Genomic DNA, 11,855 nt, shown 5'->3' with positions numbered 1-11,855 from the left:
GCGACCTCCCTGCCATCCGAAAGGACCGTGCCCGTGCCGACCTCCAGCGCCAGCGCCACCGAGTCCACCAAGTCGTCCTCCGGTGGCGTCCAGTCCCTGGAGCGCGCCTTCGATCTGCTGGAGCGGATGGCGGACGCCGGCGGCGAGGTGGGTCTCAGCGAGCTGTCCGCGAGCAGCGGGCTGCCGCTGCCGACCATCCACCGGCTGATGCGCACGCTGGTCGTCTGCGGCTACGTGCGCCAGCAGTCCAACCGGCGGTACGCCCTCGGCCCGCGCCTGATCCGCCTCGGCGAGTCCGCGTCCCGGCTGCTCGGCACCTGGGCGCGTCCCTACCTCGCGCGCCTGGTGGAGGAGACCGGCGAGACGGCGAACATGGCACTCCTGGACGGCGACGAGATCGTGTACGTCGCCCAGGTGCCGTCCAAGCACTCCATGCGGATGTTCACCGAGGTGGGCCGCCGGGTGCTGCCCCACTCCACCGGCGTCGGCAAGGCCCTCCTCGCCGACGTCCCGGCCGACGAGGTCCGCGCCCTGCTGGCCCGTACGGGCATGCCGGCCGCCACGGACAAGACGATCACCACCCCCGACGGCTTCCTCGCCGCCCTGGAGGACGTCCGCACCCTCGGCTACGCGGTCGACGACAACGAACAGGAGATCGGCGTCCGCTGCCTGGCCGTCTCCGTCCCCAACTCCCCCACCGCCGCGGCCATCTCCATCTCCGGCCCGGCGGGACGCGTCACCGAGGCGGCGACGGAACGCATCGTGCCGGTGCTGCGCCAGGTGGCCGTGGAGCTGTCGGAGGCCCTGGCGAGTTCGGGGACGGGCGGCTGAGGCAGTAGGAGCGGGTGTTCGACCGAGAGTTCAGCGGGGGCCGGGCGGCGAACAGGCCCGGCCCGGTCCGGTCAGCGCCGAGGTGGCTCCCCGAAGAGTTCCACCGCCGTACGCACATCGGCCAGCCCCCGCGACAACGCGCTCACCGACCCGATCGACCCCGCGATCAGCAGCAGGGACCGACGCAGTCGCGGCACCTCGGGCATCCCGGTGACCGCCATCGCCGCGAGCGCCGCCAGCTCGTCCTCCGCGATGCCCCGGTCGGGGAACTCGGCCGGATGGGCGGCCAGTTCACGGCGCAGCCGGGACACGGCCGACCGCAGCCCCGCCACCTTCGGATCCTCGTCACTGCCGGTCACTGGCCTCTGCCCCAAGCTCCGCAACACAGCTCTCCCCCCTCTCGCCCACTCCCTCGTGCGCGAGCCTGGCCGCGCGCCCGAGCACGGCCGGCCACCCATGGCGTCGGTCGGGCGCCGGGGGTGGCGCGGGACAGTTAACGCCAACGGTGTGGCGAACGCCACCACGGGGACCTAAATTCAGTCCCGGGGCATCGCAGAGCGCCTCCCGCTCCGTCCGGCCGGCCGGGACAGCCGCCCGCGGTCGGGTATGCAGGAGACATGACGCATCACGAGGCCCGGAGACACCCCGGGAGCCAGGTCGCCGGGTTGCTGCTGGCCGCCGGCGGCGGGCGGCGCCTCGGCGGCCGCCCCAAGGCCCTGCTGACCCATCGCGGCCGCCCCTTGGTCGAACACGCGGTCGGGGTACTGCGGGCGGGCGGCTGCACCCGGATCCACGTGGTCCTGGGCGCCGACGCGGCGACCGTGCGCGCCCGCGCCGAACTGCCCGGCTGCGTCCTGGTCGACAACCCGGAGTGGACCGAGGGCATGGGCTCGTCGCTGCGGGCCGGACTGGAGTCGCTGACCGGGGCGGGCGCCGACGCCGCCCTGGTCTCGCTCGTCGACCAGCCGGGCATCGGCCCGGAGGCGGTGGCCCGCGTTCTCGCCGCGTACGGGTCGCGAGAGTCGCTGGCGGCGGCCGCGTACGAGGGCGAGCGGGGTCACCCGGTCCTCTTCGGCGCCGGCCACTGGGCGGGGATCGCCGCGACGGCCACCGGCGACCACGGGGCGCGCGCCTATCTCCGGGCCCACGGCGACGCGCTCACGCTCGTCGAGTGCGGGGACGTGGCGCGGCCGTACGACATCGACACCGAGGCCGACCTCGCCCATCTGGAGTGAGGGGCACGGCACCCGGCGCCGCCCGCTCGACCCGAAGAATCTCGACATCAACAAAAGATTGAACTTCCACCATGAGGAAACTAGTATCCACTGTTCAGAAGCGCCCGACTCATCCGCAGGCCTTCACCGCCCCACCCGGGTCGACCGACACCCGGTGCCACGCCCGCTGAAGGAAGTGACCGCTCATGTCCGCACCAGCGCCGTCCCCGCTGGCCATCGTCGACGCCGAGCCCCTGCCCCGCCAGGACGAGGTCCTCACCGAGGCCGCCCTCGCGTTCGTGGCCGAACTGCACCGGCGGTTCACGCCCCGGCGTGAGGAGCTGCTGGCCCGCCGCGCGGAGCGGCGCGCCGAGATCGCCCGCACCTCCACGCTCGACTTCCTTCCTGAGACCGCGGCGATCCGCGCGGACGACTCCTGGCGGGTGGCCCCCTCCCCGGCCGCGCTGGACGACCGCCGCGTCGAGATCACCGGCCCCACCGACCGCAAGATGACGATCAACGCCCTGAACTCCGGCGCCCGGATCTGGCTCGCGGACTTCGAGGACGCCTCCGCGCCGACCTGGGAGAACGTGGTCCTCGGCCAGGTGAACATGGCCGACGCCTACACCCGGAACATCGACTTCACCGACGAGCGCACCGGCAAGTCGTACGCCCTGCGCCCGAACGAGGAGCTGGCGACGGTCGTCATGCGTCCGCGCGGGTGGCACCTCGACGAGCGCCACCTCGTCGACGCCGACGGCACCCCCGTCCCCGGCGCGCTCGTCGACTTCGGCCTGTACTTCTTCCACAACGCCCAGCGGCTGCTGGACCTCGGCAAGGGCCCGTACTTCTACCTGCCGAAGACGGAGTCGCACCTGGAGGCCCGCCTGTGGAACGAGGTCTTCGTCTTCGCGCAGGACCACGTCGGCATCCCGCAGGGCACCGTCCGCGCGACCGTCCTGATCGAGACGATCACGGCCGCGTACGAGATGGAGGAGATCCTCTACGAACTCCGCGACCACGCCTCGGGGCTGAACGCGGGCCGCTGGGACTACCTCTTCTCCATCGTGAAGAACTTCCGTGACGGCGGGCCCAAGTTCGTCCTCCCGGACCGCAACGCGGTCACGATGACGGCCCCCTTCATGCGGGCGTACACCGAACTCCTCGTCCGCACCTGCCACAAGCGCGGCGCGCACGCGATCGGCGGCATGGCCGCGTTCATCCCCTCGCGGCGCGACGAGGAGGTCAACAAGGTCGCGTTCGAGAAGGTCAAGGCCGACAAGGACCGCGAGGCGAACGACGGCTTCGACGGTTCCTGGGTCGCCCACCCCGACCTGGTCCCCATCGCCATGGCCTCCTTCGACGCGGTCCTCGGTGACCGGCCGAACCAGAAGGACCGCCTCCGCGAGGACGTCGACGTCAAGGCCGCCGACCTGATCGCCGTCGACTCCCTGGAGGCCCGGCCGACGTACGCCGGATTCGTCAACGCCGTGCAGGTCGGCATCCGTTACATCGAGGCCTGGCTGCGCGGCCTCGGCGCGGTCGCCATCTTCAACCTCATGGAGGACGCGGCCACCGCCGAGATCTCCCGCTCCCAGATCTGGCAGTGGATCAACGCGGGCGTCGAGTTCGAGCACGACGGGAGCACGGTGAAGGTGACGCCGGAGCTGGCCCGTGAGGTCGCGGCCGGCGAACTGGCCGCCGTCCGCGCCGAGATCGGCGAGGATGCCTTCGCGGCCGGCCACTGGCAGCAGGCCCACGACCTGCTTCTTGAGGTCGCCCTCGACGAGGACTACGCCGACTTCCTGACGCTCCCGGCGTACGAGCAGCTCAAGGGCTGACCCGCCCTACTCCCCCGCCGGCCCGTCCGAGTGGCCCAGGGACCTTCCCGGGGCCACTCGGTCGCGTACGGCCTGCTTGACCGCCGTCGGCTCCGGGAAGCCCTGGTCACGGCGGTCCCACACCACCTCGTCGTCGACCCGGACGACGAAGACGCCACCGGTGCCCGGCTTGAGCGACAGCTCGGTCAGCTCCGTCTCGAAGGTGGTGAGCAGTTCCTGCGCGAGCCAGGCCGCGCGCGGCAGCCAGCGGCACTGGGTGCAGTACTCGATCTGTACGACGGGGCTCATCCGAGATGCACCGACCAATCCTGTTCGGCCGCCGGTTCGCCGTGCAGGTCGGGGACCTGTTTGAGCCAGTTCGGGCGGTCTCGCCGGGTCTTCGCCGCGCGGAGGGCCTCCTCGGCGGCGAGTTCCTCCCGGGTGGGGAAGTCGGTGGGGAGCCAGGCGGCCGAGGCCCGCACGCGGGCGTGCAGGTAGCGGACGTAGGCGTCGCGGACCTCGTCGGGCGAGGCGAAGCCGTCCTCGGTGGGCAGCCAGGCGTCCGGGACCTCGGCGACGATCCGCCGCAGCAGTTCCTCCGTCACCTTCGGCGCGAGTTCGGCGTCCGCCGCGCGCACGTCGGGGGCGTAGTGGCCGAGCGCGTGGTGGCGGAAGTCGTACGCCTTGGCGGGGTCGGAGGCGTCCCAGCGGTGGTGGAAGACGAGGGCCGCGCCGTGGTCGATCAGCCAGAGCCGCGCGGGCGCGACGCCGAGCGTGGGCCAGACCATGAGGTTCGAGCTGTGCACGGTGCGGTCGACGTTGACGGTGAGCGCGTCGAGCCAGATGATCCGGCCGGCTTCGAGGGAGTCCACCCGGAAGCCCTTCGCGACCTCCGGGGTGAAGTCCTTCGCGCCCGGCAGGTAATCCATGCCGAGGTTGAGGCCGGCGCTCGCGCCGTGCAGTTCCCGCACCTCCTGGTGGGGCTCGCTCTCGGCGATCGCCGGGTCGAAGTGCGCGAGGACCAGCTCGGGGAAGCGCAGGCCGAGCGCCCGCGCCAGCTCACCGACGATCACCTCGGCGACCAGCGCCTTGCGCCCCTGCGCGGAGCCGGTGAACTTCACGACATACGTGCCCAGGTCGTCGGCCTCGACGACCCCGGGAACGGAGCCGCCCGCCCGGAGAGGTTCGACATAGCGGGTTACCTTGACTTCCCTCAGCACTTTCTCAGACCACCCTGCTCATCGACCTTGCAATCCACGCTCAATCTCGGAGGCGTCCAACAGCGGGAGATGCCCGTCATCAGCTCCGGCATGAAGTGAGCATAGTAACCGAGGGTGATCGCCGGTGCTGAGTGCCCGAGCCACCGGGCCACGGCCACGGCCACGGCCACGGCCACGACGGAACTGCTCGCTGTCGGCTTGATGGAGAAGTGGTGGATCCTGCCGCTCGTCCGGGCGCCGGACGTCGGCTGTCCGTTCGCCGCATCGCGCGTCGGCAGAGGCCGGGCAGGAAGGCGTAGAAGCGGTCGGGAAGGAACACGGCAGTCCGGCCCACCCGGACACCGTCACCGACCTGTCGGCCATGACCACCGTCGATCGCTCCGTTCAGGACCGGTTGCCCGACCCGGGCCGCTCACAGGCGGGCCCCTCCGTCCTCGCCGCCCCAAGCCTTTTGTGGTGAACGGCATTTGGGGGCGACATGCTGCTCATGGCGTAATCGGCTCGTTGGACGGTCGGCGATGCGAGCCTGTGTCGGTCGACGACGTCGCCCCACGCTGACCGCTGTTGCCCGCTGGTGAATCCGAGCGGGGCGGGGTGTGCGTGGTGCCGGGCACGACGTCCGGATACGCGGGCAAGGAGTCGAAAGGCGCCGACGCCGTTCCGGCCGGCACCGGGCCGCCAGGCGAACACCGCGTGGGCGAAGCAACCCCGATGAGGTCTTCCTGCCAGGGGACGAAGGGAAGCAGACAGCGATGACGGACCGTGGGCGCAGGCCGGACAGACTCGGGGTGGACCGGTCGGAGGGGTTCGGCGAACGGCTGCTCGGGGTGCTGCTGGACCGGGCCCACGAGATGCCGCCGGATCTGATCGCCCCACTCGTCGCGGAAGAGGTGGCCAGGGTCGGGGGGCGGGAGGTCTCCATCCTCCTTCAGGACTACGAACAGGTGCTGCTGGTGCCCCTGCCCGGCCGGAGGCTGAAGGTCGGCGGCCCCGAGCCGGTCGAGAACTCTCCCGCCGGCGAGGCGTTCCTGGGCCGCAGAACGGTGGAGGTGCCGAAGGACGGCAGTGTGCGGATGTACCTGCCGCTGTTGGACGGAAGCGACCAGATCGGGGTGATGGCCGTCACCCTGGACCACGTCGATGACGACGACAGGCGGCTGCTCCGCAGGCTCGCCGGTCTGGTCGCGGACATGATCGTCACCAAGGACGCCTACACCGACCAGTTCTTCCAGGCCCGCCGCAGCGCCCCGATGAGCGTGGCCGCGGAGATCCAGTGGTCGTTGCTGCCCCCACTGTCGATGACCGTTCCCCAGGTCGAGGTGGCCGGGATCCTGGAGCCCGCCTACGACGTGGCCGGCGACAGCTTCGACTACGCCCTCAACGGTGACATCCTGCACGTGGCCATGCTCGACGCGATGGGCCACGGGCTCGACGCGGCGACCATGGCGACGGTGGCCGTCGGCGCCTATCGCCACACGCGGCGGGCTCATACGGATCTGTCCCAGGTGTACGCGTTCATGGACAGGGCCATCGACGAACAGTTCGGCCCCGACCACTTCGTCACCGCGCAGATGATGATTCTGAACATCGCCACAGGCCGGCTGCAGTGGGTCAACGCCGGTCATCCGGCCCCGTTCCTGATCCGGGACCGCGCCGTGGTGGACCGGCTGGAGAGTCCGACCACACTGCCGGTCGGCTTCGGCGGCGAGGAACCGGTGGTCAGCGAGCGGATGCTGCGACCCGGTGACCGGCTGCTGTGCTTCACCGACGGCTTGATCGAGGAGCACCAGGTCGGCGGGGATCAGTTCGGTGAGAAGCAGCTCGTCGAATGGACCAACCGGATCCTCCGCGACCGAACAGAGGTACGGGCGGTGGTGCGAGCGCTCTCCCACGCCCTGAAACACGAACGCGGTGGCACCACGACCGACGACGCGACCATCCTCCTCGTCGAATGGCGAGGCGGCGACGCCGATCACCTCGCCACCCTCGACTGAGCCCACCACGACGCACCGGCTCCCTCGCTGAAGCCTGCCGCCGACCTTCGGTTCGCGCGGAACCGGGGCGGCCGCGCCGCGGTCGAGCCCGGCGCGGACCCCTCCGTCCCGGGGACATCGGTGGGCTGCCGCATGGGCCGCGTTGACACGGGCCGTCGCCGGATATTGACTGGCGGCACGGCGTGGGACCATCGCACTCCGGAACACACCGCGAAGCACTCCGCCTTCCCGCCCCGCCCAGACCCGGCGGGAACCGCCTACCGGACACCGACAGAACCCGCCATCATCGCTGCCCGGCCGACCAGGAACAGAGCGCGGACACCGACTAGCGGATCACCGAAGATTTCGACCGGGCCACCCGCAGCAGGCGACCGCGGCGCCGGGACAGGATCGGCCAGGGCTCCGAAAGCCTGAAACAGGCCGTCGAGAAGACCGAGGACGCCTCAGGGCGGGACGGAAACAGCACCGGATGATGTACGACCAGACTCGCGCCCAGCAGCCCGCGGACCGGAACTCCGGCCCCGCCGAACGCCGTACCCCGGGCCCGGAGCCACTGCTCCCGTCGGCCGAGAGGGACAGGATTCTCCTGCGCCTGCGACGCGTTCTCAACACCTTCGCCGACACTCCGCGCGATGCGCTGGAGGAGGCCGAGAGCGCCTATGACGAGGCGACCGCCCAGCTCGTGAGCGCCCTCGCAGAGCGGCGGCGTGTCCTGCGTGCCGGGTGGCAGGACCAGGACTCCGAGACGCAGTCCGAGGAGCTTCGGCAGGCGCTGAGGCAGTACCGGGAGATCACCCAGCGGCTGCTCAACCTCTAGGCGGCCGCAGGGCACTCCCGGCAGAGTACGGAGTGGTGTGGCCACTGCCGAGGGCATTTCGCACACCGGCATCCACGCCGGGTCGTTGTCGGCGAGAGATGAGACCCGGGCCGCCACAGCAGCGGTCCGGAGACGGGTCCGCGTCATGTCGGCGACCTTGCTCCCCCTCTGCCGCACCACGCGGCCGCCGCTGCCCCGGCCGCGCGTCTCGCGTTGAGGACCGACGGTGCGGACGGTGCGTCCCGCGGGCTCCTGGACGGGGCCTGGTGGCCCCGCTCCCGAGATCTCTTGGTCGAACTGCCCGCGCTGACCAGCATGTTGGACCCCTGCGGGCCCGCATCACCTGGTTCACCGCGGACATCGACCCGCACAAGCTGCTGCTGTCCCACGACGCCGGTCGCTGGGACCTGCTGGTCATGCCGCCCGAGACAGGGGCCAAGGCTACGGCCAGGCTCCTGGCGGCCGCGTCCGACCACGACGGCCCGACACTGACCGCGAGCGCGCTCATCGCCGCGGACGAGGCCCGGTACGGCGTCACCGCGACCGACGGGCCACTGGACCACGGCGGTCACTTCCCGTGACACACCGGCCACCGCAGATCAGGCGGGCGTCCGGGCGTTCAGACGGACGGTCGCCCGCGTCGGCCGGACGTCCGCCCGAACGGGTTGGGCAGTGGCAGGTAGCGCGCGTCTGCGCCGTCGGCCCCCGTCCACCTCAGCAGCAGGTTCGTCTTGCCCGGCAGCGTGGGCGAGTCGAGGAGACCGGCGACCTCCGGCACCTCGCCGTGGCACGCCAGCTCCTTCCGTAGGGCGGGCCAGGGGTCGCACCCGGGGTGGTGTTCGGCCAGGGCCGCGGCGATCTCCAGGATGTTGTTGACGAACAGGCAGTAGACCAGCCGCTCCCAGCCCGCCTCACGCGTCACCTCCGGGAGGAGCTTCACGCCCTCGGCGTCGCGGTAGAGGGCCCGCACGGGCGTTCCCGAGGGGTCGCAGACGACGAGGGTGTTCTGCAGGTGGGCCTCCAGGACGACACCGTGGCCGTGGAAGGCGGCCAGAGCCGGGGGGACGACCGCGCGCAGGTACGCCTCCCACCAGGCGCCGGGGTCGGCGGCGCGGGCCAGCGGGTTGTCCGGGAAGGCGTCGCCGTCCTCGGTGAGGGCGGCGGCGAGGAGGGGGGTCGTGCCGGGGGGCACATGGCCGCCGAGGCCGTCCCGGACCAGGACCGCCAGCTCCTCGAAGGCGAAGTCGGCGGTGCGGTACCCGCGGTCGCCGAGCCACGCACCGGGCGCCTGGGCGAAGGCGCCGACGACCGCCCGGTCCGTCCGGCGCAGCCTGAGCAGGTCGTGGCGCCACAGGCGGCGGATGTCGTTGGTGATCCGCACGTCCAGGCTGAACTTGAGGAAGAGGTCGGGGGCGGCCGGCCCGGACCCGGGCGGGACCTCGGGCACGTACACCGTGCGGATCGCCGCCGTCGGCCACACCTCGGCGTCGGTCCGGCCGAGGCGTACGAGGCGGCCGTCGGCGAACGCGTCGGCCAACTCCGCTCCCACGAGGTCGAGTTGCCAGGGATGGGCGGGCAGGAGCCGGTAGCCGGGCGGGGCCGCGCCGAGCGCGTCGAGCCCGCCCGTGTCCCCCTCCTCGACCACCGCGTCCGCACGGACCCCGAGAAGGACCAGCGGGAACGCGGCGTACACCTCGGGCGCGTACGACAGCCAGCCCGCGACCGGGCCGCCGCCGCGGGCCTTGGGCGCGGGATGGAACGGGTGGCCGGTGATCAGGGACTGCTCGGAGCGCCGGTAGGGGTCCTCGGGCGCCGGCGTGCGGGCGCGCGCGGCGAGGAGGGCGGCCACGGCCTCGCGGCTGTCGAGCATCTCGGCGGGCAGGTCGGGGTTGGGCACTCCGGTGAGAGCGCGGAGTTCCTCGGCGGCGAGTTCGACGAGTGCGGCGTGGCCGAGCGCCTGCCACGCCCCCGCCGCCCGCACCTCGGGGTGCGCGGGACGCCGGGTGCCGCGTACCCGCAGAAGCCGCCCCCCGGCCCGCAGCCGGTGCACCACGCCCTCACCCGTCGCCTCGACGGGGTCCGCCGCCTCCCTCAGCAGACAGTTGAGCAGCGGGGCGGCGGCGTAGGCGTCGGCGGCGAGAGCCGTGGCGTCGCGGGCCGGATCGGGGGTGGCGGCGGGCAGGCCGGTGGTGTCACGAGGCGGGTCGGTGTCCACGGGGTCCATTCGTTCCTTACGGTGCACTCGTGATCAGTATGTCTGCCCGTCGCGAAGCGGCCATGCGGGGCCGCGTCGCGCTGCCGTCGGGCGTCGCGGCGGAGGCGGGCGGGCGGGCAGTGGTCGTACGCCTATGTCGATGCCGATGCGGGTTCCGTGCCCGTCCCTCACCGAGGAGCCCGTCCGTGGACCGTCACCCGTTGTGCGACGCCGAGGCGGCGCTGGGCGCCGAACTGGGCGCCGTACGCCCCGATCTGACGCTGCCGTACACCGCCGCCCTGCCCGGCGCCCGGGCGGCGGTGCTGTCCCGGCTGTGGCGCGGCCTCGTGCATGAGCCGCTGCCGTGGGTGGTACGCCGGGTCGCGGCCGGGGGCGACGGGGTCACGCTCCACCTGGCCGACGGCCGCCGGCTGCACGGCCCGGCCGTGGACCCGTACGGCACGGCCGCGCACACCGCGGAGGTGTGGCTCGACGAGCGGCGCTACGACCGTCCCGCGCGGCTCATGACCGCCCTGGCGGTGCCGCACAGCGCGGCCTTCGCGGTCGAACTCGGCCACAGCGTGGCCTCGTTGGCGCTGTCCCGCGCCGATCGGACGGAGTCCGTCGCCGACCCGGTGACCAGTTGGGAGTGGGAACAGCGGATCGTCGACGGCCACCCCTTCCATCCCAACTGCCGTTCCCGGCCCGGGTTCTCGGCCGGCGACCAGCTCGCCTACGGGCCCGAGCACCGGCAGGTCGTACGGCTGGGGCTGGCCCCGGTGGAGGACGCGCTGGTCGTCGGGCATTGGCCGGCCGAGTTCCGGGACGGTGGGCGGGTGCTGGTTCCGGTGCATCCGTGGCAGGCGGCCCATGTGCTCAAGTGTCCGCCGGGGATGCCGGGTGAGGTGATCGAGGCGCATCCGCTGATGTCCCTGCGCACCCTCGCCCTCGCGGACGGCGGCCCGCACGTCAAGACCGCGCTGAGCGCCCGGCTGACCTCGTCCGTCCGGGACATCTCGGTCTACTCGATCGAGACGTCCGCGATCGTGTCGGACTTCATGGCGGAGGTCGCCGCCCGCACCGAGGGACTGCTGCACGTCACGCGCACCCTCGGCGCGGTCACCGCCGGTTCGCCCGATCTCGCCGCGGTGCTGCGGGAGTCGCCGGAGACGTACGCGGACACGACGACCGGCGAGCGGGTCCTGCCGGTGGCCGCGCTCGCGGCGACCGGGCTGCCCGGGTCGCCGTCCTGGCTGGCGGACTTCGCCCGTCTCGCCCTCACGGTCTGCCTCCGGCTCCTCGACCTGGGCGTGGCCCTGGAGGCGCACGGCCAGAACCTCCTGGTGGTCCTGTCCCCCTCGGGTGCCCCCCGCCGTCTCGTCTACCGGGACCTCGCGGACATCAGGGTCAGCCCCGCCCGCCTCGCCCGGCACGGCATCCCCGCCCCGGCCATGACCGGCCGCATCATCACGGACGACGAGGCCACCCTGCGCCGCAAGCTGTTCGGCGCCCTGATCACGGGCACGCTGGGCGCGACGGCCGGTTCGACGCCGGTGCTGCGCGAGGCGCTGTCCGCCGCCGTACGGGATCTGCCGCGCACGCCCGATCTGGCCACGTTGCTGGAGGGGCCCGTACCGACGAAGGCGTTGACGCTGATGCGTCTTTCGCCGGAGCGGCCCGGCGACATCTGGGCGGAGATGCCGAGTCCGCTGAGGTGAGCGGCGGGGCCGAAAGGGACCGTGCTCGCGCGCCGTCCGTCCGGTGA

At 72.5% G+C, this 11,855-nt stretch carries 10 protein-coding genes and 1 pseudogene; 7 read left to right on the top strand and 4 right to left on the bottom strand.

Annotation, left to right across the window (positions count from 1 at the left end; genetic code table 11):
• Nucleotides 1–33 precede the first annotated feature (33 nt).
• On the top strand, nt 34–831 hold the full coding sequence (locus STRBO_RS0111995) for an IclR family transcriptional regulator (protein WP_020114243.1): 798 nt from the start codon (nt 34–36) through the stop codon (nt 829–831).
• A 71-nt stretch (nt 832–902) separates the two neighbouring features.
• Here STRBO_RS0111995 and STRBO_RS0111990 read toward each other — a convergent pair whose 3' ends face one another.
• Entirely contained in the window at nt 903–1,190 is a 288-nt protein-coding gene (locus STRBO_RS0111990; RefSeq protein ID WP_005482211.1) for a DUF5955 family protein, read from the bottom strand.
• 258 nt (nt 1,191–1,448) lie between these two features.
• Between STRBO_RS0111990 and STRBO_RS0111985 the strand changes: the two genes are divergently transcribed.
• Together STRBO_RS0111985 and aceB are read left to right on the top strand one after the other, a co-directional pair.
• A complete protein-coding gene (locus STRBO_RS0111985; protein WP_005482210.1) occupies nt 1,449–2,066 on the top strand; it encodes a nucleotidyltransferase family protein in 618 nt (205 codons plus the stop codon).
• Nucleotides 2,067–2,251: 185 nt separating this feature from the next.
• A complete protein-coding gene (gene aceB, locus STRBO_RS0111980; RefSeq protein WP_005482208.1) occupies nt 2,252–3,886 on the top strand; it encodes a malate synthase A in 1,635 nt (544 codons plus the stop codon).
• Nucleotides 3,887–3,892: 6 nt separating this feature from the next.
• Here aceB and STRBO_RS0111975 read toward each other — a convergent pair whose 3' ends face one another.
• Both STRBO_RS0111975 and STRBO_RS0111970 read right to left on the bottom strand, forming a co-directional pair.
• Nucleotides 3,893–4,174, bottom strand: coding sequence for an Rdx family protein (locus tag STRBO_RS0111975; protein WP_020114242.1), 282 nt, complete (start codon nt 4,172–4,174; stop codon nt 3,893–3,895).
• Nucleotides 4,171–5,085, bottom strand: a complete 915-nt coding sequence (locus tag STRBO_RS0111970; RefSeq protein ID WP_005482204.1) for a HipA family kinase — start codon at nt 5,083–5,085, stop codon at nt 4,171–4,173. The genes STRBO_RS0111975 and STRBO_RS0111970 overlap by 4 nt, the downstream gene beginning before the upstream one ends.
• A 752-nt stretch (nt 5,086–5,837) precedes the next feature.
• On the opposite strand from STRBO_RS0111970, the gene STRBO_RS0111965 reads away from it, so the two are divergent.
• From STRBO_RS0111965 to STRBO_RS41540, 3 genes and pseudogenes are all read left to right on the top strand, one after another.
• Nucleotides 5,838–7,079: a PP2C family protein-serine/threonine phosphatase gene (locus STRBO_RS0111965; RefSeq protein ID WP_020114241.1), complete on the top strand. Its 1,242-nt coding sequence runs from the start codon at nt 5,838–5,840 to the stop codon at nt 7,077–7,079.
• Between the two features lie 469 nt (nt 7,080–7,548).
• On the top strand, nt 7,549–7,896 hold the full coding sequence (locus STRBO_RS0111960) for a hypothetical protein (protein ID WP_005482197.1): 348 nt from the start codon (nt 7,549–7,551) through the stop codon (nt 7,894–7,896).
• A gap of 213 nt (nt 7,897–8,109) precedes the next feature.
• Nucleotides 8,110–8,477 (top strand): annotated as a pseudogene (locus STRBO_RS41540) (DUF5994 family protein).
• A 38-nt stretch (nt 8,478–8,515) separates the two neighbouring features.
• On the opposite strand, the gene STRBO_RS0111950 reads toward STRBO_RS41540, so the two are convergent.
• The gene (locus STRBO_RS0111950; protein ID WP_005482195.1) at nt 8,516–10,120 is read right to left on the bottom strand and encodes an IucA/IucC family protein; all 1,605 of its coding nucleotides are present in this window, start codon (nt 10,118–10,120) and stop codon (nt 8,516–8,518) included.
• A 176-nt stretch (nt 10,121–10,296) separates the two neighbouring features.
• Here STRBO_RS0111950 and STRBO_RS0111945 point away from each other — a divergent pair, with 176 nt between their 5' ends.
• The gene (locus tag STRBO_RS0111945; RefSeq protein WP_005482193.1) at nt 10,297–11,808 is read left to right on the top strand and encodes an IucA/IucC family protein; all 1,512 of its coding nucleotides are present in this window, start codon (nt 10,297–10,299) and stop codon (nt 11,806–11,808) included.
• Nucleotides 11,809–11,855: the final 47 nt, after the last annotated feature.

It is taken from the genome of Streptomyces bottropensis ATCC 25435, from assembly GCF_000383595.1.
GTDB lineage: Bacteria > Actinomycetota > Actinomycetes > Streptomycetales > Streptomycetaceae > Streptomyces > Streptomyces bottropensis.
The sequence above is the reverse complement of the archived record's forward strand: the minus strand, read 5'-3'. Positions and strand labels throughout refer to the sequence as shown.